At 59.7% G+C, this 26,967-nt stretch carries 22 protein-coding genes; 8 read left to right on the top strand and 14 right to left on the bottom strand.

Features of this window, described 5'->3' with window-relative positions:
* The first annotated feature begins 41 nt into the window (after positions 1-41).
* On the top strand, positions 42-1,580 hold the full coding sequence (glpD, locus tag ACNYC6_RS19105) for a glycerol-3-phosphate dehydrogenase (RefSeq protein ID WP_419708695.1): 1,539 nt from the start codon (positions 42-44) through the stop codon (positions 1,578-1,580).
* 66 nt (positions 1,581-1,646) lie between these two features.
* Here the strand turns inward: glpD and ACNYC6_RS19100 are convergent, their stop codons facing one another.
* From ACNYC6_RS19100 to ACNYC6_RS19090, 3 genes are all read right to left on the bottom strand, one after another.
* A complete protein-coding gene (locus tag ACNYC6_RS19100; protein WP_419708694.1) occupies positions 1,647-2,753 on the bottom strand; it encodes an NADH:flavin oxidoreductase/NADH oxidase in 1,107 nt (368 codons plus the stop codon).
* A 264-nt stretch (positions 2,754-3,017) separates the two neighbouring features.
* On the bottom strand, positions 3,018-4,727 hold the full coding sequence (recJ, locus tag ACNYC6_RS19095) for a single-stranded-DNA-specific exonuclease RecJ (RefSeq protein WP_419708693.1): 1,710 nt from the start codon (positions 4,725-4,727) through the stop codon (positions 3,018-3,020).
* Between the two features lie 57 nt (positions 4,728-4,784).
* Positions 4,785-5,327, bottom strand: coding sequence for a YaeQ family protein (locus ACNYC6_RS19090; protein WP_160387032.1), 543 nt, complete (start codon positions 5,325-5,327; stop codon positions 4,785-4,787).
* A 147-nt stretch (positions 5,328-5,474) separates the two neighbouring features.
* Here ACNYC6_RS19090 and ACNYC6_RS19085 point away from each other — a divergent pair, with 147 nt between their 5' ends.
* Both ACNYC6_RS19085 and ACNYC6_RS19080 read left to right on the top strand, forming a co-directional pair.
* On the top strand, positions 5,475-6,674 hold the full coding sequence (locus ACNYC6_RS19085) for a CaiB/BaiF CoA transferase family protein (RefSeq protein ID WP_419708692.1): 1,200 nt from the start codon (positions 5,475-5,477) through the stop codon (positions 6,672-6,674).
* Entirely contained in the window at positions 6,628-7,596 is a 969-nt protein-coding gene (locus ACNYC6_RS19080) for a TIGR02285 family protein (protein WP_419708691.1), read from the top strand. Before ACNYC6_RS19085 ends, ACNYC6_RS19080 begins: the two co-directional genes overlap by 47 nt.
* A gap of 170 nt (positions 7,597-7,766) precedes the next feature.
* On the opposite strand, the gene ACNYC6_RS19075 is transcribed toward ACNYC6_RS19080, so the two are convergent.
* From ACNYC6_RS19075 to xerD, 6 genes are all read right to left on the bottom strand, one after another.
* Positions 7,767-8,054 carry a DUF3509 domain-containing protein gene (locus tag ACNYC6_RS19075; RefSeq protein ID WP_419708690.1) on the bottom strand — a complete coding sequence of 96 codons (288 nt, stop codon included), beginning with the start codon at positions 8,052-8,054 and terminating at the stop codon, positions 7,767-7,769.
* Positions 8,055-8,216: 162 nt separating this feature from the next.
* Positions 8,217-9,572: a transporter substrate-binding domain-containing protein gene (locus ACNYC6_RS19070; RefSeq protein ID WP_419708689.1), complete on the bottom strand. Its 1,356-nt coding sequence runs from the start codon at positions 9,570-9,572 to the stop codon at positions 8,217-8,219.
* 119 nt (positions 9,573-9,691) lie between these two features.
* A complete protein-coding gene (gene thrC / locus ACNYC6_RS19065) occupies positions 9,692-11,101 on the bottom strand; it encodes a threonine synthase (protein WP_095193060.1) in 1,410 nt (469 codons plus the stop codon).
* Positions 11,102-11,167: 66 nt separating this feature from the next.
* Positions 11,168-12,472 (bottom strand): homoserine dehydrogenase, encoded by a 1,305-nt coding sequence (locus tag ACNYC6_RS19060; protein WP_416126305.1) that lies wholly within the window; start codon positions 12,470-12,472, stop codon positions 11,168-11,170.
* A 133-nt stretch (positions 12,473-12,605) separates the two neighbouring features.
* A complete protein-coding gene (dsbC, locus tag ACNYC6_RS19055) occupies positions 12,606-13,337 on the bottom strand; it encodes a bifunctional protein-disulfide isomerase/oxidoreductase DsbC (protein WP_419708688.1) in 732 nt (243 codons plus the stop codon).
* A 163-nt stretch (positions 13,338-13,500) separates the two neighbouring features.
* A complete protein-coding gene (gene xerD, locus ACNYC6_RS19050) occupies positions 13,501-14,397 on the bottom strand; it encodes a site-specific tyrosine recombinase XerD (protein ID WP_419708687.1) in 897 nt (298 codons plus the stop codon).
* Positions 14,398-14,506: 109 nt separating this feature from the next.
* Between xerD and ACNYC6_RS19045 the strand changes: the two genes are divergently transcribed.
* Positions 14,507-16,324, top strand: a complete 1,818-nt coding sequence (locus tag ACNYC6_RS19045) for a cation:proton antiporter (RefSeq protein ID WP_419708686.1) — start codon at positions 14,507-14,509, stop codon at positions 16,322-16,324.
* Between the two features lie 58 nt (positions 16,325-16,382).
* On the opposite strand, the gene rplS is transcribed toward ACNYC6_RS19045, so the two are convergent.
* The 5 genes from rplS to ffh all read right to left on the bottom strand — a co-directional run bounded on the left by rplS (position 16,383) and on the right by ffh (position 19,954).
* Entirely contained in the window at positions 16,383-16,733 is a 351-nt protein-coding gene (gene rplS, locus ACNYC6_RS19040) for a 50S ribosomal protein L19 (protein ID WP_003175895.1), read from the bottom strand.
* Between the two features lie 45 nt (positions 16,734-16,778).
* Entirely contained in the window at positions 16,779-17,489 is a 711-nt protein-coding gene (trmD, locus tag ACNYC6_RS19035) for a tRNA (guanosine(37)-N1)-methyltransferase TrmD (RefSeq protein ID WP_419712981.1), read from the bottom strand.
* Between the two features lie 44 nt (positions 17,490-17,533).
* A complete protein-coding gene (gene rimM, locus ACNYC6_RS19030; RefSeq protein WP_034149001.1) occupies positions 17,534-18,070 on the bottom strand; it encodes a ribosome maturation factor RimM in 537 nt (178 codons plus the stop codon).
* 5 nt (positions 18,071-18,075) lie between these two features.
* Positions 18,076-18,327 (bottom strand): 30S ribosomal protein S16, encoded by a 252-nt coding sequence (rpsP, locus tag ACNYC6_RS19025; RefSeq protein WP_003198088.1) that lies wholly within the window; start codon positions 18,325-18,327, stop codon positions 18,076-18,078.
* A gap of 250 nt (positions 18,328-18,577) precedes the next feature.
* Positions 18,578-19,954, bottom strand: coding sequence for a signal recognition particle protein (gene ffh / locus ACNYC6_RS19020; protein ID WP_419708685.1), 1,377 nt, complete (start codon positions 19,952-19,954; stop codon positions 18,578-18,580).
* Positions 19,955-20,164: 210 nt separating this feature from the next.
* On the opposite strand from ffh, the gene ACNYC6_RS19015 reads away from it, so the two are divergent.
* The 4 genes from ACNYC6_RS19015 (at position 20,165) to ACNYC6_RS19000 (ending at position 26,794) form a co-directional block, all read left to right on the top strand.
* Positions 20,165-20,977, top strand: coding sequence for a cytochrome C assembly family protein (locus ACNYC6_RS19015; protein WP_419708684.1), 813 nt, complete (start codon positions 20,165-20,167; stop codon positions 20,975-20,977).
* Positions 20,978-20,989: 12 nt separating this feature from the next.
* A complete protein-coding gene (locus ACNYC6_RS19010; protein WP_419708683.1) occupies positions 20,990-22,234 on the top strand; it encodes a transporter associated domain-containing protein in 1,245 nt (414 codons plus the stop codon).
* Positions 22,235-22,475: 241 nt separating this feature from the next.
* Complete coding sequence (locus ACNYC6_RS19005; RefSeq protein ID WP_419708682.1) at positions 22,476-23,789, top strand: MFS transporter; 1,314 nt, start codon at positions 22,476-22,478, stop codon at positions 23,787-23,789.
* 158 nt (positions 23,790-23,947) lie between these two features.
* Entirely contained in the window at positions 23,948-26,794 is a 2,847-nt protein-coding gene (locus ACNYC6_RS19000; RefSeq protein WP_419708681.1) for a valine--tRNA ligase, read from the top strand.
* Positions 26,795-26,967: the final 173 nt, after the last annotated feature.

Raw genomic sequence — 26,967 nt, 5'->3', positions numbered from 1 at the left:
ACTCATAACAGAAACTCATAAAAGTCCCGAGGCCCTAGTCGATGCCCACTTCTACCTTGCCTACGCCCCCTCTTGCCGAGGTCTACGATATCGCCGTCATCGGTGGCGGGATCAATGGCGTGGGGATCGCAGCAGATGCCGCCGGCCGCGGTCTCTCGGTGTTCCTTTGCGAAAAGGATGACTTGGCCAGCCACACCTCCTCGGCCAGCAGCAAGCTGATCCACGGCGGTCTGCGCTATCTCGAACATTACGAGTTCCGCCTGGTGCGCGAAGCCCTGGCCGAACGTGAAGTGCTGCTGGCCAAAGCCCCGCACATCGTCAAACAAATGCGCTTCGTGCTGCCGCATCGCCCGCACCTGCGTCCGGCCTGGATGATCCGCGCCGGCCTGTTCCTGTATGACAACCTCGGTAAACGCGAACAGCTTCAGGGTTCGAAAAGCCTGAAGTTCGGCCCGGACAGCGCCCTGAAAAGCGAAATCACCAAAGGCTTCGAATACTCCGACTGCTGGGTCGACGATGCGCGCCTGGTGGTCTTGAACGCCATGGCGGCCCGGGAAAAGGGCGCCCACGTCCATACCCAGACCCGTTGCGTCAGCGCCCGTCGCACCAAAGGCCTGTGGCACCTGCACCTCGAGCGCGCCGATGGCAGCCTGTTTTCGATCCGCGCCAAGGCGCTGGTGAACGCCGCCGGCCCGTGGGTCGCCAAGTTCATTCGTGATGACCTGAAAATGGAATCGCCGTACGGCATCCGCCTGATCCAGGGCAGCCACCTGATCGTGCCGAAGCTGTACGAAGGTGAACACGCGCACATTCTGCAAAACGAAGATCAGCGCATCGTGTTCACCATTCCGTACCTGAACCACTTCACCCTGATCGGCACCACCGACCGCGAATACACCGGCGACCCGGCTGCCGTGGCGATCACCGATGGCGAAACCGACTATCTGTTGAACGTAGTCAACGCCCACTTCAAGAAACAGCTCAGCCGCGACGACATCCTGCACAGCTATTCCGGCGTGCGCCCGCTATGCAACGACGAATCCGACAACCCGTCAGCCGTCACCCGCGACTACACCCTCGCGCTGTCGGGCAGCGGTGAAGAAGCGCCGCTACTGTCGGTGTTCGGCGGCAAGCTCACCACCTACCGCAAACTGGCCGAGTCGGCGCTGGCACAACTGGCACCTTACTTCACGCACATCCAGCCGAACTGGACCGCCAACGCGCCGCTGCCGGGCGGCGAAGACATGACCACCCCGCAGGCGTTGAGCTCAAAAATCCGCGACACGTTCGACTGGGTTCCAACGGAAATTTCCCGTCGCTGGTCCACCACCTACGGCAGCCGGACCTGGCGCATGCTCGAAGGCGTTCAAAACCTCGGCGACCTGGGCGAACACATCGGCGGCGGTCTCTATACCCGTGAAGTCGATTACCTGTGTAGCGAAGAATGGGCGACCACCGCGCAGGACATCCTGTGGCGCCGCAGCAAGCTCGGTTTGTTCACCACGCCGGCGGAACAGGAAAAGCTCAAGGATTACCTGAATAAGGTCGAGCAGAACCGCAGCAAGATCGAAGCGGCCTGATCGCTAGTCCGCAAAAACGAAAGCCCCTGAATCTCACGATTCAGGGGCTTTTTCGTAGCGGCCGGTTTATTCCCGCAAATCCGACTCATGGATTGGCTGATCGCGATGAGTCGCCCGTTGATACTGCGCCGGCCAGATAGCCTTGCGCCCGCCGAGATCGTCGTCGGCATGCAGCGGCCAATAGGGATCGCGCAACAGTTCGCGGGCCAGGAAGATGATGTCCGCCTGACAGGTGCGCAGAATGTGCTCGGCCTGCGCCGGGTCGGTAATCATGCCTACGGTGCCGGTGGCGATTTCTGCCTCCTTGCGGACCTTTTCGGCGAAGCGCGTCTGATAGCCGGGGCCGGTAGGAATTTCCGCATTGACCGCCGTACCACCCGACGACACATCGATCAGATCCACGCCCAGGGTTTTGAGGCGACGCGCCAGTTCGACAGTTTCGTCCGGATTCCAGCCATCCTCCACCCAGTCCGTGGCCGAGACCCGGACAAACAGCGGCAACTCTTCCGGCCACACCGCACGCACCGCTTCGGTGACCTGTAATACCAGGCGAATGCGGTTCTCAAATGAACCGCCCCACTGGTCACGCCGCTGATTACTCAGTGGTGAAAGAAATTGATGCAACAGGTAGCCATGGGCCGCATGCACTTCCACCACCTTGAAACCGGCTTCCAGCGCACGTTTGGCTGCATCGACAAACGCCTGAATCACCTCGGCGATTTCAGCATCGTCGAGCTGTTTGGGCTGTGTGTGTTGGGGGTCGAAAGCAATCGGTGACGGGCCGACCGGCAACCAGCCACCGTCTTCAGGTTTTACGCTGCCATGCTTGCCGAGCCACGGCCGCCAGGTGCTGGCCTTGCGCCCCGCGTGGGCCAACTGGATGCCCGCTACGCCGCCTTGGGCAGAAATGAAGCGAGTAATGCGTTGCAAGGGTTCGATCTGTTCATCGCTCCACAGGCCAAGGTCTTGCGCGGTGATGCGCCCGTCAGCGGTGATCGCCGTGGCTTCGGTGAACACCAGCCCCGCCCCGCCGATGGCACGGCTGCCGAGGTGGACCAGATGCCAGTCATTGGCCAGGCCATCGACGCTGGAATACTGGCACATCGGCGATACCGCGATGCGGTTGAGCAGGGTCAATTGGCGAAGAGTATAGGGTTCAAGCAGCAGACTCATGGGGCACCTCTCAAATCAGTGGTCAGGCTCCAGGGTTCTGTTTGAAAGTCGACGAGTGACAGGAAAAAGGTACAGCACCCGCCCCCGCGGGCAAAAGAATTCGACAAGACGTCACAAGGATAATCAAGCAGTGCTTAGAGCCTAGTCCACATCGCTGCAGGAGCGAGCTTGCTCGTGAAAAAACCAGAGGCGTTGACGGGAATCAGATTTAGCGCGTTATCGTTCACGACCATCGCGAGCAAGCTCGCTCCTACAAGTATTGGCTCAACGCGGTTCGATGTGGGCAATCATCAACTGAACGGTCTCGTTCCCACGAAACTCGTTCACGTCGAGCTTATAGGCCAGTTCCACCCACTTGATGGTCGGATTCGGCCAGACATCGCGGTCGATGCCAAAGGCAATGCCATCGAGCTTGACCGAGCCGCACTCACTTCTGAGCACCACTTTCAGGTGGCGCTCGCCGACCACACGCTGTTCGACCAGTTGAAACACCCCGTGAAACAGCGGCTCCGGGAAATGCTGCCCCCAGGGACCGGCATGGCGCAGTGCACGGGCCAGTTCCAGGTGAAACTCCTCGACCGCCAGGGTGCCGTCCGACAACAAGCGCCCGGTCAGGTCTTCCTCGCGCAATTGCCGGCGCACTTCAGCGTCAAAGGCCTCGGCGAACAACGGGAAATTCGCTTCCGGCAACGTCAGCCCTGCCGCCATCGCATGGCCGCCGTACTTGGTGATCAGGTTCGGATGCTGCGCCGCCACCACGCTCAGGGCGTCGCGGATGTGAAAGCCCTGGACTGAACGGCCCGAGCCTTTAAGCAAGCCATCACCGGCATCGGCAAACGCGATGGTCGGGCGGAAGTAACGCTCTTTCATCCGCGACGCGAGGATACCGATGACGCCCTGGTGCCACTCGGGATCGAACAGGCACAAACCGAACGGCATCGATTCCACCGGCAAATCCTTGAGCTGCGCCAGCGCTTCACGCTGCATGCCCTGCTCGATGGATTTACGGTCCTGGTTCATGCCGTCCAACTGAGCGGCCATTTCATGGGCCAGGCCGGTGTCCTCGGTGAGCAGGCATTCGATGCCCAGGCTCATGTCATCCAGACGCCCCGCCGCGTTGAGGCGCGGGCCGACGATGAACCCCAGGTCGGTGGAGGTGATGCGTGCGTGGTCTCGCTTGGCCACTTCCAGGATCGCCTTGATTCCTGGTCGGGCACGGCCGGCACGAATCCGCTCCAGGCCTTGATGAACGAGAATCCGATTGTTGGCATCCAGCGGCACCACGTCGGCCACACTGCCCAGTGCCACCAAATCGAGCAACTCGCCAATGTTCGGTTGCGGCTTGCTCGCATACCAGCCGAGTTCGCGCAACCGCGCGCGCAAAGCCATCAGCACGTAGAAAATCACCCCGACACCGGCCAGCGCCTTGCTCGGGAACTCGCACCCCGGCTGGTTCGGATTGACGATGGCATCGGCCAGCGGCAGCTCATCACCGGGCAAGTGGTGATCGGTGACCAGCACATTGAGCCCGGCTTCTTTCGCCGCTGCCACGCCTTCGACGCTGGAGATGCCGTTGTCCACGGTGATCAGCAACTGAGGTTGACGCTCCAGCGCCACCGCGACGATTTCCGGCGTCAAACCGTAGCCATAGTCGAAACGATTGGGCACCAGATAATCGACATGCGCCGCACCCAGCAAGCGCAACCCCAACGTACCGACCGTACTCGCGGTTGCGCCGTCGGCGTCAAAGTCGCCGACGATCAGAATCCGCTGACGTTGTTCCAGCGCGATCACCAGCAAATCCACGGCCGCCTCAATGCCTTTGAGCTTCTGGAACGGAATCAACCGCGCCAGGCTCTTGTCCAGCTCGGCTTCGGACTGCACGCCCCGCGCCGCGTACAGGCGGGTCAACAGCGGCGGAATATCACCGAGGAATGGCAAGGTGTCGGGCAGCAGGCGAGGTTCGATGCGCATGGGGTGACAGGTGCTTCTCTTGAGTGCGTAGGATAAAACCGGATGACGTGCGAGGACTCAGCCGCGCTCGCCCGACAACCATTGCAGCTGGACTTCATGCTGACCACGGTCATCGGTGACGAAAATCGTCCCTTCGCTGATCATCACGTCCCACTTGATAACGCGCGGCATGTCCTTGGCCAGGGTCTCCAGGACTTCTTGAGGCACGGCAGCGATGTGGACGTTTTTCAGGTTCTTGATCGCCGGGATCACCTTGCCTTCCCAGACACGCAGGCTGCCATACGCCAGCAGGCTGGTGCGTTCGGTGCGACGCGAACACCAGGTCAGGCGCTCGGCATCCGGCTGGCCGACTTCGATCCAGTGCAGGACACGGTCATCCAGGCTTTTTTCCCACAAGGCCGGTTCATCCACTTCTGACAGACCACGGCCAAAAGACAGCTGCTCGTTGTACCAGAGGGCGTAGGCCAACAGGCGCACGGTCATGCGCTCCTCGGTTTCCGATGGGTGACGGGCAATGGTCTGCTTGACGCTCTCGTAGACGCTGCGGTCGAGGTCGGTGAGGTTCAGTTCAAACTTGTAGGTCGTGGACGGCTGGGCCATGAACGGGCTTCTTGATACGAGGAAAGGCGGCAAGTCTAACCGATGCGGCAGGCATTCATCGAATTGAAGGCAATCTCGCTCGGGCGCCTGACAGTCGGCTATGTTAAAACTCTCTATTCGCTCAACCCTTGTCCTACAGGATCCCGTATGTCGTCCACCGCCAAACCGCTTTCAGGCCTCAAAGTCATCGAATTGGGCACTTTGATTGCCGGCCCTTTTGCTTCGCGCATTTGCGCTGAATTCGGTGCCGATGTGGTCAAGGTCGAATCCCCGGACGGTGGCGATCCGCTGCGTAAATGGCGCAAGTTGTATGAGGGCACTTCGCTGTGGTGGTTCGTGCAGGCGCGCAACAAAAAGTCGCTGACCCTGAACCTCAAGCATCCGGATGGCCTGGCGATCCTGAAAAAACTGCTGAGCGAAGCGGACATCCTGATCGAGAACTTCCGCCCGGGCGTGCTGGAAAAACTCGGCCTGGGTTGGGACGTCTTGCACACACTGAATCCAAAACTGGTGATGGTGCGCCTCTCGGGCTTCGGCCAGACCGGGCCGATGAAGGATCAGCCGGGGTTTGGCGCGGTTGGTGAGTCGATGGGCGGCTTGCGCTACATCACCGGTTACGACGATCGCCCACCGGTGCGCACCGGCATCTCCATTGGCGACTCGATTGCCGCGCTCTGGGGCGTGATCGGTGCACTGATGGCTTTGCGTCACCGCGAGGTTAATAGCGGCCAGGGGCAAGTGGTGGATGTGGCGCTGTATGAAGCGATCTTCGCCATGATGGAAAGCATGGTCCCGGAGTTCGATGTGTTCGGCTTCATCCGCGAACGCACCGGCAACATCATGCCCGGCATCACGCCGTCCTCGATCCATACCAGCGCCGATGGCAAACACGTACAGATCGGCGCCAACGGCGATGCGATCTTCAAACGCTTCATGCTGATCATTGGCCGCGAAGACCTGGCCAACGATCCAATGCTGGCCAGCAACGACGGTCGTGACAGCCGGCGCGACGAGCTCTATGGGGTCATCGATCGCTGGGTCAACTCACTGCCGCTGGACACGGTCCTTGAGCGGCTGAATCAGGCCGATGTACCGGCCAGCCGGATCTTCAGCGCCGAAGACATGTTCAGCGATCCGCAGTACCTCGCCCGGGAAATGTTCCTGCAGGCCAAGCTGCCGGACGGCAAAAACTTCAAGATGCCGGGAATCGTGCCGAAACTCTCTGATACACCCGGTGATTGTGAATGGGTCGGGCCGCAACTGGGCGAGCACAACACACAGGTACTCCAGGAACTTGGCTATGACGCGTCGCAGATCACACAGCTGCGCAAAGACGGAGCCATCTGAGCTGAAGCGTCTGTTTGCGCACTTAATCAAGCACTGCCTGTGGCGGAACGGGCGGAGGCTGTGTGCTTTGGCGTGCATGCTGCTAATCACTGCGCTGGCGCCTGCGGCACTGGCGCAACCCAAGGAGACGCTGATCTGGCTCAAGCGCGACCTGCCACCGCTGTTCATTTTCGACGGCCCGAAAAAGGGCTTGGGGGTCATCGATCAATTGCTGCCGAAGCTCACGGCCGGCATGCCTCAGTACCAGCACAGCGTGATGAGGGTCAATCGCGCGCGCGGTTTGCAGATGCTCCATGAGCCATCCCTTACCTGCGATGCGGCGTTGAACTGGAGCAAGGAACGGGAAACCTGGATCGCGTTTTCCGCGCCGGTGTTCCGTGCCATGAGCAATGGCCTGGCCGTGCGGCGTGTTGATCGCGAAGTGCTGGCGCCCTTCATCAAGGACGGCGAAGTGAATTTGGCCGCCCTGCTGGCTACCGGCAGTGTGACCTTGGGGATTATTGCCGAACGCAACTATGGCGAATACCTCGACACCTTGCTCAAACAGGCGCCCCCCAAGGTGCTGACACTCCATTACGGCAATGACGCCTTGGGCAGCCTGCTGCAAATGCAGCGACTGGGACGCCTGCAACTGCTGCTGGGCTATCGCCCGGAAATCCGCTACCAGGCGCAGCAGCAAGGGATCGCCGAGAATGAATTGCAGTTCTTCCCGATCCGCGGCACCGGAAAATACCTGTCCGGATACATCGGCTGCACCAACACGCCGCAAGGCCGACAGGCAATCATCGAGATCAACCAACTGTTGCGCGCCCTGCCCCGCGATCACCTGAGCGAGGCCTACGCAGCCTGGCTCGACCCGGAAAGTCGCAGCGAATACCTGGAAGCTTCCAAAGCATTTTTCGAGCATCAGGCCGGGCAGTGAAAAATCCCGGGCAAAAAGAAACCCCGAGAAGTGGGGAGACGACTCGGGGTTAAACGTGGCCTACATAAAGACCCGTAGCAGCAAGCTACAAGCACCGGAGCACAATGCTTGATCTTGCTGGTAAAGGGTCTGACTGACCTGGATGCAGGAAGGTTCCCACAAAATTCAATTCAGTTTCGGCTGGCCAGCAGCCGGTCCTGAGCCGCATTGCGCAACGCCGCGATCACACAAGGCTCCAAGCGTCCTTCAGCAATCAGCACATCGCGATGCAAACCATCGACCACATCGGTCAGCGAGCGTTTGTCGGTCAACTGCGCTTGACTGAACTCACGGTCGACCACCACTGCACCGGTCGCGTTCGTCAATATCACCCGGCATTCGCCATGAAGGCCTGACGGGGTCAATGTCACCTGGTACGGGCTCAGAGCCTCACCGAGCAAGAGACTGATACTTTCCATCTCGATCACCACTCAATAGTCCGAAAACAAAGTGCCTGGGGCGTATCTACAGTAAATGACCGCCGGCCCGAGAAGAAAGTTCTGGATACCGAGTGCAGGTAAACCTGCGTCTCTGGTCGAAAGAGCATGCACGGCAAAGATGACAGAGAAAAAACAGGTGCGTCACGTCTGTCGGGTTCGTTGACCGATATCGACCCATCCCCCCAACAACCCTCGCAATTGACCATCGGCACTGTAAAACGGCACGGTCCACTGGTAGATGTCCCGCACGCCATGCTTGAACATCAATTGCCGCTCGCTGAACCGTGATTTGCGCGTGTCCAACTGAGCCATGAACTCGGCATGCAAAAGCTCGGCGGTTTCTTTGGGCAAGACTTCAAGCTCGATCAACAGACGTCCCTGCATTTGATCTAAACGGGCCGACAGGCTCTCCTCATAGCTTTTATTGCACATGAGCAAACGCCCTTGCCGGTCGCGAACAAACACGGGGTCAGGCATGGCGTCCATCAACGTGTGCTGGAACGCCAACTGATCGCGAAGGCCACTCTCGGCGCCCTGACGCTGTTCGATGACAGCGGCCAGTCGACGATTCCAGATCAGCGAAACCAGCGCGAACAGGCTGACGAACAACACACTCCAGCAAACCTGCCTGGTCACCCCCGACCAGATTGAGGGTGTCGTTGCGGGCGCAATCTCATAAAACCATTTGTGGCGAATCGCTCGCAGTTCGGCAGGCGGAAAAGCCTCCAGTGCTTTGCTGAGGATGCTCAACAGCTGTGGCTGAGATTTGTGCACTGCCAGATAATCTGCGTCCCATTTGCCCTCTATCGCTTCACTGACCTTGAGCCGCCCCGACGGGTAGAGTCGCGCTCCGATTTCATTGTCGATGGTCGCGTACGCCTCGCCGCTCTCGACCAATGCCCGGGCTTCGGCGTGAGTCTTTACCGAACGCAATTCGATGGACGGATGGTCGCGACGAATCACGACCTCCAGCGCATGCCGCGTCGGCAGCACCAGCACCTTTTTCGCCAGTTGCTCCAGCGATTGCACAGCAGGAGCCTCTGCATGCCCGACAAACACCCAGCCAGCGCCACCGAAGGCATGACTGAAATCGAGAAACGCCCTGCGTTCGTCGTTCATGGACAGCATCGTGCTCATATCGGCAGCGCCGCTTTCCAGGCGACCGAGCAACTGCTCGGTGGAAAATGTCTCGTCGTAGACAAACCGCAACCCTGTCATGGCGCTGATGCGCTCCAGCACATCGTTATGGAAACCGCTCCATTGACCGCGCTCATCCTTGAACAGATACAAGGGGTATTGTGTCGATGCGACAACGACTGGCGAATGCTCCGCCAACCACTGGCGTTCCTGCGCATCAAGCTTGATCAGAGGCCCGGTAGCCGCCCTATCAGTTTCATACGCTACCCATTGCGCCGCCATCGCCCCCAGGCTCAGCCCCAAGAGCGCAACCAAAAATATCCAGCTCAAGGCTGGCATCAACACTGCGAAATACGGCATTACCACTTCCTTGCGCTCGGTCCGCCCCTCCCTCATGGGCGATTTCCCGGCCAGTGTGGCATGCAAAAACAACAAAGCCCGTCAGGAGACGGGCTTCAATGTGTGACAGGTTTTGCCGGTTACAAAGGCTTACCGCGGTTGCCATGCTGACTGACAAAGGTCTGCACGGCTTTCAGGTCATTTGGCAACACGGTGCAACGCTCGTCTCGCTCAAACAAATCAGAAAGATGTACAGGGAGTTCGAGTGCTTTTCCTACACCGGCTTTCTCCACGGCGTCCGGGAATTTGACCGGATGCGCCGTGCCGAGGATGACCATCGGGATATCCAGGCTGCGACGGCATTCGCGCGCGGCCTTGACGCCGATGGCGGTGTGCGGGTCCAGCACTTCGCCGGTCTGCTCGTAGACTTCGGCGATGGTTTCGCAGGTTTGTGCGTCATCCACGGCCAGCGAGTCGAACAGTTTGCGGGCTTCGGTCCAGCGCTCTTGCTCGACGCTGAAACCGCCGCCCTGCTTGAAGCTGTCCATCAAACCGGCAATCGCTGCGCCGTTGCGACCGTGCAGGTCGAACAGCAGGCGTTCGAAGTTCGACGAGACCATGATGTCCATCGACGGCGACAACGTGGCGTGCAGGGTTTCCTTGACGTACTGATTGCCGCTCATGAAGCGGTGCAGGATGTCGTTGCGGTTGGTGGCGACGATCAACTGGTTGATCGGCAGGCCCATGTTGCGCGCCAGGTAACCGGCGAAGATGTCGCCGAAGTTGCCGGTCGGCACCGAGAACGACACCGAACGCGCCGGGCCACCCAGTTGCAGGGCTGCGTGGAAGTAGTAAACGATCTGGGCCATGATCCGCGCCCAGTTGATCGAGTTCACGGCCACCAGGCGAGTGCCCTTGAGGAAGCCCTGGTCGGCGAAGCTCGCCTTGACCATTTCCTGGCAGTCATCGAAGTTGCCTTCGATGGCGATGTTGTGGATGTTCTCACCGAAAATGGTGGTCATCTGCCGGCGCTGCACTTCCGATACGCGGTTGTGCGGATGCAGGATGAAGATGTCGACATTTTCGCAGTGCTTGCAGCCTTCGATGGCGGCCGAACCGGTGTCACCGGAGGTGGCGCCGACGATCACCACGCGCTCGCCGCGCTTTTCCAGCACGTAGTCGAGCAAGCGACCGAGCAGTTGCAGGGCGAAGTCCTTGAACGCCAGGGTCGGGCCGTGGAACAGCTCCAGCACCCATTCGTTGCCGTTCAGCTGTCGCAGTGGCGCCACGGCGCTGTGGGCGAACACGCCGTAGGTTTCTTCAAGAATCTTTTTGAAATCGGCGTCTGGAATGCTGCCGGTAACGAACGGGCGCATGACGCGGAAAGCCAGCTCGTGATACGGCAGGCCGGCCCAGGAAGCGATTTCTTCCTGGGTAAAACGTGGCAGGTTTTCCGGGACGTACAGACCGCCGTCGGTCGCAAGACCGGCCAGCAGGACGTCTTCGAAATTCAGGGCCGGTGCCTGGCCGCGGGTACTGATGTAACGCATGACTGACTCCAATGGACAGTGTTCGTAATGCCGGGCCAGAACGCTGACCCGGTGAACGATAACGGCTTAGTTCAGGTGCTCGACACGGATCCGTACAACCGGACCGACCACGCCCGCCAAGGCTTCCAGGGCGGCGATCGCGTCGTTGATGCGCTGCTCCAGTACGCGATGGGTCAGCAGGATCATTGGCACCAGGCCATCGTGCTCTTCGGCTTCCTTCTGCATGATCGACTCGATGTTGATACCGCGCTCCGAGAGGATGCTCGCCACCTGGGCCAGCACGCCCGGATGGTCCTTGGCCTGGATGCGCAGGTAGTAAGCGCTTTCGCAGGCTTCGATCGGCAGGATCGGGTGCGCCGACAACGAGTCCGGCTGGAAGGCCAGGTGCGGCACGCGGTTTTCCGGGTCGGAGGTCATGGCGCGAACCACGTCCACCAGGTCGGCGATCACCGACGAAGCGGTCGGCTCCATGCCGGCGCCGGCGCCGTAGAACAGAGTCGAACCGGCAGCATCACCGTTGACCATCACCGCGTTCATCACGCCGTTGACGTTGGCGATCAGGCGATCGGCCGGGATTAGCGTCGGGTGTACGCGCAATTCGATACCGGAAGCGGTGCTGCGCGCCACGCCCAGGTGCTTGATGCGATAGCCCAGCGCTTCGGCGTAATTCACGTCGGCGGTGGTCAACTTGGTGATGCCTTCGGTGTAAGCCTTGTCGAATTGCAGCGGGATGCCGAACGCAATCGACGCCAAGATCGTCAGCTTGTGGGCTGCATCGATGCCTTCAACGTCGAAGGTTGGATCGGCTTCGGCGTAACCCAGAGCCTGGGCTTCGGCCAATACGTCTTCGAAGGTGCGACCCTTCTCACGCATTTCCGTCAGGATGAAGTTGCCGGTGCCGTTGATGATGCCGGCGACCCAGTTGATACGGTTGGCAGACAGGCCTTCACGGATCGCCTTGATCACCGGAATGCCACCGGCTACCGCCGCTTCGAACGCAACGATCACGCCCTTCTCGCGAGCCTTGGCGAAAATTTCATTACCGTGAACGGCGATAAGCGCCTTGTTCGCGGTGACCACATGCTTGCCATTCTCGATGGCCTTGAGTACCAGCTCGCGGGCAACGGTATAGCCGCCCATCAGCTCTATGACGATGTCGATCTCAGGGTTCGTGGCCACTTCGAAGACATCGTTGGTAATCGCAATACCGGTCGTTTGGAACTGAGGCTTTGGCGTGCGCATGGCAATTTGTGCCACTTCGATCCCACGCCCGGCACGACGAGCAATTTCCTCGGCGTTGCGCTGAAGTACGTTGAAGGTACCGCCACCGACGGTCCCTAACCCACAGATGCCTACTTTGACCGGTTTCACTGTGAACTCCCCATAAAACGGCCGACTCAAGGCCGGCCGTGAAAACAGCCGCATGCTTGCGGCTCTCTATTAATGGCCCGGCGATGTCGCTACCGGACCATGCTCGTCAAAGGCTGGCCGTGACGATGCGAATTTACTTCGCGCCCAGCGCCAGTTTGGCGACTTGTGGCGCAGGCTGGTAGCCCGGAATGACCTGACCGTCGGCCAAAACGATGGCCGGTGTGCCGTTCACGCCGATCGACTGACCGAGGGCGAACTGCTTGGAAACCGGGTTATCGCACTTGGCGGCCTTGATTTCCTTGCCGTCGACCATTTTATCCATGGCCGCTTTCTTGTCTTTCGAGCACCACACCGCTTGCAGTTGTTCGTCACCCGGCGAGCCCAGGCCCTGACGCGGGAACGCCACATAACGCACTTCGATGCCGCGCTTGTTCAGCTCCGGGATCTCGGCGTGCAGTTTGTGGCAGTACGGGCAAGTGGTGTCGGTGAACACGGTGATGTGCGACTTGGTCTCGCCGATGGCCGGGTACACCACGGTTTCAGCGACCGGAATCTCGTTGACCAGTTTGGAGATGCCCAGGCGTTCGGTCTTCTCGGTCAGGTTGACCGGTTTACCGTCCTTGAGCTGGAACATGTAGCCCTGAACGACATATTGGCCGTCAGCACTGGCATACAGCACGCGGCTGCCCTTGAGTTTGACTTCGTACAGGCCTGGCAGCGGACTGGCGGTGATGGTCTCCACCGGCACTTCGAGCTGGAGGTTTTCCAGGCTTTTACGAATGGCTTTGTCGGCCGCGTCATCGGCGACGGCAAAGGTGCTGACCAACGCAATGGCGGCGGCGGCGAAAATCTGGGTCAGACGCATGAGAACTCCTGAAGGCGGACAAATGGAACGACCAGAACGCCGGTACCAAAACACCGGGTCATAATTGCCCATCGTGCAAACCGGCAAAGCCTATCACATAAGCCCGGCATGGCCGACTCCCGGTGATGCAAGGCATTGACCTACTAATCCGTAGTAGTTGGGGTCAACCACGCGGGTGATGCCTGGCATGCAGATCCTGCAACCGCGCCCGGGCAACATGGGTGTAGATCTGTGTCGTCGACAAATCACTGTGACCAAGCAGCATCTGCACCACCCGAAGGTCGGCGCCGTGGTTGAGCAAGTGCGTAGCGAACGCATGACGCAGCGTGTGCGGCGACAGCGATTTGCCGATCCCCGCGACCTTGGCCTGATGCTTGATGCGGTGCCAGAACGTTTGCCGGGTCATCTGCTCGCCGCGCTGGCTGGGGAACAACACATCGCTCGGGCGCCCGCCGAGCAGTTCACCGCGGGCATCGCGCATGTAGCGCTCGACCCAGACAATCGCCTCCTCACCCATCGGCACCAGCCGCTCCTTGCTGCCCTTGCCCATCACTCGCAGCACACCCTGACGCAAATTGACCTGTTCCAGCGTCAGGCTGATCAGCTCGGTTACCCGCAGGCCACAGGCGTAAAGCACTTCGAGCATGGCGCGATCGCGCTGGCCGATCGCCTCGCTCAGGTCCGGCGCCTTGAGCAGTGCTTCCACGTCGGCTTCCGACAACGACTTGGGCAACGGCCTACCGAGCTGCGGCATGTCGACGCGAAGGGTCGGATCGACGGCGATCAACTTTTCCCGCAGCAAATAGCGATAAAAGCCTCGTACACCGGAGAGAAATCGTGCAGTGGAACGGGGTTTGTAGTTTTGTTCCAGACGCCAGGCCAGGTGATCAAGAATTAACTCCCGGCCCGCGTTCGCCAGCTCCAGTCCTTTCTCCTGCAACCAGCCATTGAACAGGGCCAGGTCGCTGCGATAGGCATCACGGGTGTTGTCGGAAAGTCCTTTCTCCAGCCAGAGGGCGTCGAGAAATTGGTCTATTAATGGATGATCGATGGCAGGCATGGGCACTCAAACGCGCAGCCTTGGGACTGCCGTAAAAAAAATCAACGTGAACGGTAGATACGACCGCTAGTCTTTCATAGCCTGCAAATTCAAGGAACAGGGAGCAGCAATGAGCGAACAGCAGATTTTGTTGGCATTTGGCGGCATTGGCGCCGCGGCACTGGGGTGCCAATGGCTGGCGTGGCGCTTGAAGCTACCGGCGATTCTGTTTCTGTTGCTGACTGGAATTCTGGTCGGCCCGGGGTTGCACTTGTTTGATCCGCAGGAAATGTTCGGCCCATTGCTGATGCCTTTGGTGTCGCTGGCGGTGGCGCTGATCCTGTTCGAAGGCAGCATGACGCTGCATTTGTCCGAGTGGCGCGAGATTGGCAGCGTCGTTCACCGGCTAGTGACCATTGGTGCACTCTCGACCTGGGTAGTCATCGCGCTGGCCACTCACTGGCTGCTGGGTTTCGACTGGATGCTGGCCATCCTCTTCGGTAGCCTGACGCTGGTCACCGGGCCGACTGTGATCGTGCCGATGCTGCGCGTCGTGCGGCCGAAAGCCTCGATTGCCAACATTCTGCGTTGGGAAGGCATCGTCATCGATCCGATCGGCGCGCTGCTGGCCGTGGTCGTTTACAGCTTCATCATTGCCAGCGCCGAGGGCCACGGGCTCAAGGAAAGTTTGCTGACCTTTGGTGGCGTGATTCTATGCGGCAGCCTGTTCGGCATTTTTGGTGGATGGTTGCTCGGCACTTTGATTCGCCGCCAGTGGCTGCCGGAATACCTGCATAACCTGGCAGCGCTCGCGGCTGTGCTGGGGATTTTCATCATTGCCAACGAAGTGATGCACGAATCCGGCTTGCTGGCCGTGACGCTGATGGGCATGTGGCTGGCCAACATGAAGGGCGTGGATGTCCGGCATATCCTGCACTTCAAGGAAAACCTCAGCGTGCTGCTGATTTCCGGGTTGTTCATTCTGCTGGCAGCTCGACTGGACCTCGACGCCATGATCGGTCTCGGGCCTTTGGTGCTGATTCTGCTGCTGGTGATTCAACTCATTGCCCGCCCCTTGAATGTGCTGATTTCTACGGCAGGTTCAAGCCTGAGCTGGCGCGAGCGGGCACTGTTGGGTTGGATCGCACCTCGCGGCATCGTGGCCGCAGCGGTGTCGGCGATCTTCGCGATTCGCCTGGATGAGGCCGGTCACGAAGGCGCGCTGCTGCTGGTGCCGCTGACCTTTGCCGTCATCATCGGCACCGTGGTGCTGCAAAGTGCGACGGCGCGGCCATTGGCGCGCTTGCTGAAGGTGGCTGAACCGGCGCCGAGTGGCTTCCTCATCATCGGTGCCAATGGACCGGCCCGCACGCTGGGCAAGGCGCTGCAACAACTGGGCAGCCGGGTACTGCTTACCGATTCGAGTTGGGAAAACATTCGGACGGCACGCATGGAAGGCTTGCCGACCTACTTCGGCAACCCGGCCTCTCAACATGCCGACGCGCATCTGGATCTGGTGGGACTCGGACATTTGCTGGCGCTGTCGCCGTCAGGCGAAATGAACACACTGGCGTTGATGCGGTTTCGACATGAGCTCGGTCATCAACGCATGTTCGGACTGGCCAGCGGCCAGGAAAGCCGTCGTACCGACAAGCATCGGACCAGCCTGGAACATCGCAGCAATCAAATGGGCAGCGAGGCGCTGACCTACGGCAAATTCGCCAGTCAGCTCAGTCAGGGCGCCGAACTGTACAGCACGACGTTGACGGATGGTTTCGGCTGGGAGGATTACCAGGCACTGCATGGCGATCGCGCAACCTTGCTGTTCCTGCGCGATGACAGTGGCTGGGTGCATGTGGTGACGCCGGACAGCACGCTCAAGCCTGCGGCGGGGTGGACGTTGCTGGCGTTGATCCAGCCGGAGATCGAAAGCAACGGCAGCAGCTAAATTGCAGGCAACAAAAAAGCAGCCCGTAGGCTGCTTTTTTCTGCATCGGAAGCTGGACTTAAGCCAGTTTTTCCTTGATGCGAGCTGCTTTACCCGACAGGTCGCGCAGGTAGTACAGCTTGGCTTTACGTACGTCACCGCGACGTTTAACAGCCATGCTGTCGATCTGCGGGGAGTAGGTCTGGAAAGTACGCTCTACGCCAACACCGTTGGAGATTTTACGAACGGTGAATGCACTGTTTACGCCGCGGTTACGCTTGGCGATAACAACACCTTCGAACGCTTGCAGACGCGAACGGTCGCCTTCCTTTACTTTTACCTGAACGACAATGGTGTCGCCCGGTGCAAAGGTAGGGATCTCTTTGGTCATCTGCTCTGCTTCGAGTGCAAGGATGATTTTGTTAGTCATGCTGTGCTCCTAAGGTAAATCGTCGGATCTACCATCGATACGTTGTTAACTATCGTCCCGCTCGCGGATGTATTCCTCGAGCAGCTTCTTCTCTTCTCCAGAAAGCGAGCGGCTTTCCAGAAGATCGGCGCGTCGTTCATAGGTCCGACCAAGGGACTGCTGTAAACGCCAACGCCGGATGTGCGCGTGATTGCCACTTAGCAATACGTCGGGAACACGCTGATCCGCATACACCTCCGGTCGGGTGTAGTGCGGGCAATCCAGCAAACCATCCGTAAAGGAATCTTCCTCGGCGGAGTCCGCATGCCCTAAAGCTCCAGGCAGCAGTCGTGTAACCGCATCGATCAGGACCATCGCCGGCAGCTCGCCGCCAGACAGTACATAGTCGCCAATCGACCACTCTTCATCGACATGAGCATCAATAAAACGCTCGTCAATGCCTTCATAGCGGCCGGCAATCAGGATCAATGCATCCAGATTCGCCAACTCGCGTACCGCCGACTGATTCAGTTGACGGCCTTGGGGGGACAGGTAAATTACCTTCGCTCCCTCCCCGGCTGCTGCCTTGGCCTGAACCAGAGCATCTTCCAGGGGCTTGATCTTCATCACCATGCCCGGACCACCGCCAAATGGGCGATCATCCACAGTGTGATGTCGATCCGTCGTGTAGTCTCGCGGGTTCCAACAGGTGAGCTGCAAGAGCCCCTGTTTCACCGCCCGACTGGTGATGCCGTACTCGCTGATGGCGGAGAACATCTCGGAAAACAAACTGATCACTTCTACACGCAAGTTAGCCACGCTTAGAAGTCCGCGTCCCAATCCACCTTCATCTCGCCTGCGGCCAGGTCGATGGCCAACACGCATTGCTCGGTATAGGGCAACAGGCGTTCGCGATCATCCAGGCTGCCAGCGCAAGGCTTGACCACCATTACATCATTCGAGCCGGTCTCCAGCAGGTGATCGATCTTCCCGAACAGTTGCCCGAGGGTGTCGATGACCTTGAGACCTTCCAGCTGGTACCAGTAGTACTCGCCGTCGGTCAGTTCAGGGAACAGGTTGCGCGGCACGCAGATCTCATAACCGGCCAGAAGACGAGCTTCTTCACGATCATCGAGACCCTTGAGCTTTGCGACCAGGAACTTGTCGTTCCCGCGTCCGCTGACCAGCTCTACCTGCTTTACATTGCCGTCACGCTTGAGCGTCCAGGTTTTGTAATCCAGCAGGTTCTTAATCGGATCAGTAAAGGAGTACACCTTCACTTCGCCGCGAACGCCGTGAACCGAGTAAATCTTGCCGATAACGATCAAATCATCAGCAACAGCTGGCGTCGCGTTCATATTGCTCAGGCCGCAGCCTTAGCAGATTCCTTCAACAACTGAGCAACGCGCTCAGAAGGTTGTGCACCAACGCTCAGCCAGTAGGCTACGCGCTCTTGGTTCACGGACAGACGGACTTCTTGACCACGAGCAACAGGGTTGAAGAAACCAACCTGTTCCTTGTGCGAACCGTCGCGCGGGTTGCGGCTGTCGGTTACGGTCAAGTGGTAAAACGGGCGCTTTTTGGAGCCGCCAAGGGCAAGACGGATTGTTAGCATGTGAACATCGTTCCTGTAGTCGGTGCTGCAAATCTAAAGGCACAGCGGGCATGGGTGCCCGAAAGGCCGCATATTCTAAGGAATATCCGGACTTTTGCAAATGACTTTTTCCGGCGGCCTATCGGTCGCCATGCAGATTTGCTATAGAGCCGTCGTTGAAAACGGCCGGTCAGCTCCCGCCATGTGCGGGTTTGCTGTGTATCCCACGTCCGTGTGGGTTGGCGCCGGTACGACGACCGGCGCGAATTCTTTACATCTTGGGCATGCCGCCGCCGGGCAACATACCGCCCATGCCGCGCATCATCTTGGCCATTCCGCCTTTCGCGGAGAATTTCTTCATCATCTTCTGCATCTGCTTGTGCTGCTTGATCAAGCGACCAATGTCCTGCACCTGCGTGCCGGAACCCATGGCGATACGGCGCTTGCGCGAACCGCTGATCAGCTCAGGGTCGCGGCGCTCGGCCGGGGTCATGGAGTTGATGATGGCTTCCATCTGCTTGAACTGCTTCTCTGCCGCATTCTGGGCATTGCCCATTTGCGCCAGGTTCACGCCGCCCATGTTCGGCAGCTTGTCCATGAGGCCGCCGAGGCCGCCCATGTTCTTCATTTGTTGCAGCTGATCGCGGAAGTCTTCGAGGTCGAAGCCCTTGCCCTTCTTCAGCTTCTTGGCCAGCTTGTCGGCCTTGTCCTTGTCGAGGGTCGCTTCCGCCTGTTCGATCAGGCTGAGCACGTCGCCCATCCCGAGGATGCGCGAAGCAATACGCTCAGGGTGGAACGGGTCGAGCGCTTCGCTCTTCTCGCCCATACCGATGAACTTGATCGGCTTGCCGGTGATCGCACGCACCGACAGCGCGGCACCGCCACGGGCATCACCGTCGACCTTGGTCAAAATCACACCGGTCAGTGGCAGCGCATCGCCAAAGGCCTTGGCCGTGTTGGCGGCGTCCTGGCCGGTCATGGCGTCGACCACGAACAGGGTTTCGACCGGGTTGATCGCGGCATGCAGCGCCTTGATCTCGCCCATCATCTCTTCATCGATGTGCAGACGACCGGCGGTATCGACGATGACCACGTCGATGAATTTGAGTTTTGCTTCCTTAATAGCCGCTTGCGCGATCTCGACCGGCTTCTGGCTCAGGTCGGACGGGAAGAAGGTAACGCCGACTTCACCGGCGAGCATTTCCAGCTGCTTGATCGCCGCCGGACGGTAAACGTCCGCGGACACGACCATGACCGACTTCTTCTTGCGCTCTTTAAGGAAACGCGCGAGCTTGCCGGCGGTGGTAGTTTTACCAGCCCCCTGCAAACCGGCCATCAGGATGATCGCTGGCGGCACTGCGCTCAGGTTCAAATCTTCGTTGGCCGCGCCCATCAAGCTTTCGAGCTCGGCCTGGACGATCTTCACGAAGGCCTGGCCCGGCGTCAGGCTGCGCGACACTTCGGTGCCGACGGCACGTTCCTTGACCGAATTGACGAAGTCCTTGACCACCGGCAGGGCGACGTCGGCTTCGAGCAACGCCATGCGCACTTCGCGCAGGGTGTCTTTGATGTTGTCCTCGGTCAGCTTCGCCTTGCCGGTGACATGGCGCAGCGTCTGCGAGAGACGGTCGGTTAAGTTTTCAAACATTGCGCGATCCTTTCAGGCCCTGTGTAGACCGGGATAATGGCGGCCCGGACCGGACTAAACATGTGCTCGGCGAGCCTGCGGCGTGGGCAGGTCGCGGATTATAGCGAAGACTGCGCCCCGCGGACACCTCGTCGTCAGCTTGCGTGGTCTTTCGTGCCGCGTGGGTTCTATGCCAAACTCAGTGCCTTTCGGGCTTGCCTAACAGGATTTATGCTCCCCTTGTCACCCAGTTTGCTTACCACCCTCGCCGCCGCTTGTTTATATGCCGCTGCGACTCTCTATCAAGGCACTCGCCTGGCCAACTGCGCCAAGGCGAACAAACGCCTGCTGGTCACGCTCGGCGTGCTGGCGGTGCTGGCCCACAGCGCCAGCCTGTTCGCCCACCTGCTGACGCCGATTGGCCTGGGCCTGGACTTCTTCAGCGCCGCCAGCCTGATTGCCGCGGCGGTCATCACCCTGACCCTGATCGCGTGCTCACGCATACCGGTGGAAAACCTGCTGGTCTTGCTGTTCCCGCTCGGGGCCGCGACCGTGCTGCTGGCGCAATTCGCCCCTGCCGGCACGGTACAGGTCATCGACGAGGCGCCGGGCATCCTGGCCCATATACTCTTGTCGATCCTCGCCTACGGCATGTTCACCATTGCAGTATTCCAGTCGCTGCTCCTGCTCCTTCAGGACCATCAGCTCAAGCACAAGCACCCGTCCGGGCTGATCAAGAACTTCCCGCCACTGCAAACCATGGAAAGCCTGCTATTCGGTTTCCTGTGGGCGGGCTGGACGCTGCTGTCGATGTCGCTGATCTCCGGATGGCTGTTCGTCGACAACCTGTTCGCGCAGCATCTGGTACACAAAACCTTGCTGGCCTGCCTGGCCTGGATCGTCTTCAGCGTGTTGCTCTGGGGCCGTAACCGCCTCGGCTGGCGCGGACACAAGGCCATTCGCTGGACCCTCGCCGGATTCTGCCTGCTGATGCTGGCGTATTTCGGCAGCAAGCTGGTCCGTGAATACATCCTGCACATCTGACGGGCGGCATTAATGGACGAATTGCCCTTAGGGCCGATGATCGCCGTAGTGGTCCTGCTGATTTTATGGTCGGGGCTGTTTTGCGCCATTGAAGCCGCGCATCAACACTTGCTGGCCAAGCGCAACGCATCGCGCTCAAGCGACAAACCGCTGGCCAGGTTGAGCTTCCCGCTCGATAGCCTGATCTTCTGCAATACCCTGTGTCGCGCGCTGGTAGTGGTCATCTGCACCCTGCTGGCCATTTTCACCTGGGCCGAAAACGGTCCATGGGCAGCCTGCCTCGGCGCGGCCGCCATCCTGTTGGTGTTCGCCGACTATTTGCCTCGCGCCCTCGCCGTACGCCATCCGGATGCAATCCTCGCCTTTGGCAACAACCTGCTGCGCATACCGCTGAAAATCGTTTACCCGGCAGCCTGGTTGCTCAATAACTTCAGCCAGTTGCTGATGCGCCCGTTTGCCCGCAGGGCCAAAGTCGTCCAACAGAGCGAAGACGAGCCGTCGAATGACCAACATGACGATCGCGAACCCACGGTCCATCGCCCGCATCCATTGCCGGGCATCCATGCGTTGGACAACATCACGGTCAATGACATCCTGGTACCACGCAGTGAAGTCGACGGGATCAACCTCGACGACCCGATCGAGGACATCATCGAGCAACTGCGCAAAAACACCCGCACGCGCCTGCCGGTGTTCCACAGCGATATCAACCAGGTCGAGGCGGTGCTCAACACCCGGCAAATCGGCCACTTGCTCCCCGATGGCAGCCTGACCCTGGAAGCGTTGATGGCGGCCAGCCGCGAACCTTACTTCGTACCGGAAAGCACCCCGCTGCAACTGCAACTGCTGAACTTCCACAAGCAGCAGCGTCGCCTGGGCATGGTGGTGGATGAGTACGGTGAAGTGCTCGGCATCGTGACCCTGGAAGATATTCTCGAAGAAATCGTCGGCGAGTTTGAAAGCCAGCAAAGCCTCGACAATCCGCACATTCATCCACAGGCCGACGGCCGCCTGGTGATCGATGGTGCCGCTTCAATCCGCGAACTGAACAAGAGCCTCGGCTGGCACCTGCCCAGCGACGGCCCGAAAACCCTCAATGGCCTGGTGACTGAAGCACTGGAAACCATTCCAGAGAGCGCGGTATGCCTGAAAATCGGTCGTTATCGCCTGGAAATCCTTGAGACCGAAGACAATCGCGTCACTCGGGTATTGATCTGGCACACCGGCCCGGCCCCCGTCGCGGCCGCCGTCAACTAAGCGCAATTTCACCTCTTGTTGAATCGTTAGCCACCTTCCTATAATCGAAACGCTTACCCAAGCCTCGCCGGCCCCGTGCTTACCCCGCACTCCGTAATTTCCGGCCCGACCATCAGTAAACTCCGCAGCAAACCGACGACTGTTCCTACCTGGAACAGCGACCGCGCCTTCACCCACATCCCTGGGTTCTCAACCATAATAATTCGCTCCACTGGAGCACATGACTGTCAGGGATAACCGCATGACAACCAGCACGACTTACGACGACGCACCTGCACAACCGACGAACTCCGCCACCCGCGTGGCCACCGCGAGCTTCATCGGCACCGCCATCGAGTTCTACGACTTCTACGTTTACGCCACCGCAGCAGCGCTGGTGATCGGCCCGGTGTTCTTTCCGCAGACGTCCGGCACGGCCCAGATGCTTTCGGCCTTTCTTACATTCGGCATCGCGTTCCTTGCGCGGCCCTTGGGTTCGGCATTGTTCGGTCACTTCGGCGATCGCATCGGCCGCAAATCGACCCTGGTCGCCTCTCTCCTGCTGATGGGCGTGTGTACCACGCTGATCGGCGTGCTGCCGGGTTACGACAGCATTGGCGCCTGGGCGCCGATCCTGCTCTGCGTACTGCGGTTCGGCCAAGGCCTGGGATTGGGCGGCGAATGGGGCGGCGCAGCTTTGCTCGCCACGGAAAACGCGCCCAAGGGCAAACGTGCCTGGTTTGGCATGTTTCCGCAGCTTGGGCCTTCCATCGGTTTTCTCGCAGCGAACGGTTTGTTCCTGACCCTGGCCATGACACTGGACGATGAACAGTTCCGCTCGTGGGGCTGGCGGATTCCGTTCCTGCTCAGCGCCGCGCTGGTAATGGTGGGCCTGTACGTACGCCTCAAGCTCCATGAGACGCCGGTCTTCGCCAACGCCGTCGCGCGCCAGGAACGGGTGAAAATCCCGTTGGTCGAACTGTTCAGCCAATATTGGGTTCCCGTTCTGCTGGGTGCCGGCGCAATGGTGGTGTGTTATGCGCTGTTTTACATCTCCACGGTGTTTTCGCTGAGCTACGGCGTGGCGACACTGGGCTACAGCCGTGAAACCTTCCTCGGCCTGCTGTGCTTCGCCGTGCTGTTCATGGCCGCCGCAACGCCGCTGTCGGCATGGGCCAGTGACCGTTACGGACGCAAACCGGTGCTGATCATCGGCGGCGTGCTGGCGATTCTGTCCGGGTTCCTCATGGAACCGTTGCTGACACAGGGCTCGACCTGGGGCGTAGCGCTGTTCCTGTGCATCGAGCTGTTCCTGATGGGCGTGACGTTCGCGCCGATGGGCGCTCTGCTGCCGGAGCTGTTTCCGACCCACGTGCGTTATACAGGCGCGTCGGCGGCCTACAACCTGGGTGGCATTGTCGGGGCCTCGGCGGCACCGTTCTTCGCGCAGAAGCTGGTGGCGATGGGTGGTTTGAGTTACGTCGGCGGTTATGTGTCCGGGGCGGCGGTGTTGAGTTTGATTGCCGTGCTGTGCCTGAAAGAAACACGGCATAACGACTTGAATCGCGTCGCCTGACGCAAGCAGGGTCGCTCCCACAGGGATATATGTATCCCTGTGGGTCGATTTGCCACAACTTTCCCCCACCCATTGTCACCTCGCTCTACGCGCATCCGCTCATCCCCGCTATACTTCCCGGCTTTTCCTGAATAAATGCCAATAGGGTCCCGCCGCGCATGGATAAGACCTACCAGCCGCACGCCATTGAAACTTCCTGGTACAACACCTGGGAGTCAGAGAATTACTTCGCCCCGCAAGGCGCGGGCGAGTCCTACACCATCATGATCCCGCCGCCGAACGTCACCGGCAGCCTGCACATGGGCCACGGTTTCAATAACGCGATCATGGACGCCCTGATCCGTTTCCGCCGCATGCAGGGTCGCAACACCCTGTGGCAGCCGGGTACCGACCACGCGGGTATCGCCACGCAGATGCTGGTGGAGCGTCAGCTCGAAGCCAAAGGCCAGAATCGCCACGACCTGGGTCGCGAGAAATTCCTCGAGAAAGTCTGGGAATGGAAGGATGAATCCGGCGGCAACATCAGCCGGCAGATCCGCCGCCTCGGCTCGTCCGTGGACTGGAGCCGCGAGCGCTTCACCATGGACGACGGCCTCTCGGAAGCCGTTAAAGAAGCGTTCGTACGCCTGCACGAAGACGGCTTGATCTATCGCGGCAAGCGTCTGGTCAACTGGGACACCAAGCTGCACACGGCGATTTCCGACCTCGAAGTGGAGAACCACGACGAGAAAGGTTTCCTGTGGAACCTGAAATACCCGCTGGCCGATGGTGCCAAGACCGCTGAAGGCAACGATTTCCTGATCGTCGCGACCACTCGCCCGGAAACCATGCTCGGCGACTCCGCCGTCGCGGTTAACCCGAACGATGAACGCTACAAAGCCCTGATCGGCAAATTTGTCGAACTGCCGTTGGTTGGCCGCCGCATCCCGATCATCGCCGACGATTACTGCGACCCTGAATTCGGCACCGGCTGCGTGAAAATCACTCCGGCCCACGATTTCAACGACTACGAAGTCGGCAAGCGCCACAATCTGCCGCTGCTGAACATCTTCGACAAGAACGCAGCAGTGCTGCCGGCCTGCCAGGTGTTCAACCTCGACGGCACATTGAACGAAACCATCGATGGCAAGATTCCGGCTGAATACGCCGGTCTCGACCGCTTCGAAGCGCGCAAGCAGATCGTTGCTGCGTTCGAAGCCGCAGGCCTGTTGGTCAGCGTCGACGACCACGGCCTGAAAGTGCCGAAAGGCGACCGCTCCGGCACCATCATCGAGCCTTGGCTGACCGACCAGTGGTACGTGTCCACCAAACCATTGGCCGAACCTGCGATTGCCGCCGTTGAAGATGGCCGCATCCAGTTCGTGCCCAAGCAGTACGAAAACATGTATTTCTCGTGGATGCGTGACATTCAGGACTGGTGCATCAGCCGTCAGCTGTGGTGGGGCCACCGCATTCCAGCCTGGTACGACGAGTCGGGCAAGGTCTATGTCGGTCGCGACGAAGCCGAAGTACGTGCCAAGCACAACCTCGGCCCGGACGTGGCGCTGCAACAGGACAACGACGTTCTCGACACCTGGTTCAGCTCGGGCCTGTGGACGTTCTCCACCCTCGGCTGGCCGGAGCAGACCGAATTCCTGAAGAAGTTCCACTCTACTGACGTGCTGGTCACCGGCTTCGACATCATTTTCTTCTGGGTTGCCCGGATGATCATGCTCACCATGCACTTGGTGAAAAACGAAGACGGCACGCCGCAAGTCCCGTTCAAGACCGTTTACGTTCATGGTCTGGTGCGTGATGGCCAGGGCCAGAAGATGTCCAAGTCCAAGGGCAACGTCCTGGACCCGCTGGACATCATCGATGGTATCGAGTTGGAAGAGCTGGTGCAGAAACGCACCTCCGGCCTGATGCAGCCGAAACTGGCGAAGAAGATCGAGAAGCAGACCCGCGACGAGTTCGCCGAAGGCATCGCCAGCTACGGCACCGACGCCTTGCGCTTCACCTTCTGCTCGCTGGCGTCCACCGGTCGCGACATCAAGTTCGACATGGGCCGCGTCGAAGGCTATCGCAACTTCTGCAACAAGATCTGGAACGCCGCACGCTACGTGCTGGACAAAGGCGAAGACTGCGGCCAGAACGGCGAAGCCTACGAGCTGTCGCTGGCTGATCGCTGGATCATTTCGCAGCTGCAACGCACCGAAGCCGAAGTGACCCGTCAACTGGATCAGTTCCGTTTCGACCTGGCTGCACAAGCCTTGTACGAGTTCATCTGGAACCAGTATTGCGACTGGTACCTGGAACTGTCCAAGCCTGTGCTGTGGGACGAAAACGCGCCGGTAGAGCGCCAGCGCGGCACTCGTCGCACCCTGGTTCGCGTGCTGGAAGTTGCCCTGCGCCTGGCGCATCCGTTCATGCCGTTCATCACCGAAGAAATCTGGCAGCGCATCGCACCGCTGGCAGGTATCGAAGGCAAGACGATCATGCTGCAACCTTGGCCAGTGGCCAACGAAACGCGCATCGATCCGGCCGCCGAAGATGACATCGAATGGCTCAAGGGCCTGATGCTCGGCACGCGTAACATCCGTGGCGAGATGAACATCGGCCCGGGCAAACCGCTGCCGCTGTTCCTGAAGAACGTCAGCGCCGAAGACCAGCGTCGTCTGACCGAGAACGAAGCGCTGCTGAAGAAACTGGCACGCCTCGAATCGATCACCGTACTGGCAGCTGGCGAAGAAGCACCGCTGTCCGCAACCGCACTGGTCGGCGAGATGGAAGTGCTGGTGCCGATGGCTGGCTTGATCGACAAAGGCGCAGAGCTTGCGCGTCTGGACAAGGAAATCCAGCGCCTGCAAGGTGAAGTGCAGCGTGTCGGCGGCAAACTGTCCAACGCCGGTTTCGTCGACAAGGCGCCGGCTGAAGTCATCGAGAAAGAACGCGCCAAACTGGCCGAAGCCGAACAGGCTCTGGGCAAGTTGGCCGAGCAGCATGCGCGGATTGCCAGCCTGTAACGGCAAAATCGCAGTAAACGAGGGAGGCCCGCAACGGCCTCCCTTTTTTGTGCCTGGCTTTGTTCAGAACACACCCACCTGTGGGGCTCGCCCGCGAAGAGGCCAATACATCCAACATCTGTGTTGCCTGACACACCGCCTTCGCGGGCAAGCCCGCTCACAGTGATAGTTGT

The organism is Pseudomonas sp. NFX224 (assembly GCF_048565165.1).
Classification (GTDB): domain Bacteria; phylum Pseudomonadota; class Gammaproteobacteria; order Pseudomonadales; family Pseudomonadaceae; genus Aquipseudomonas.
The sequence above is the reverse complement of the archived record's forward strand: the minus strand, read 5'-3'. Positions and strand labels throughout refer to the sequence as shown.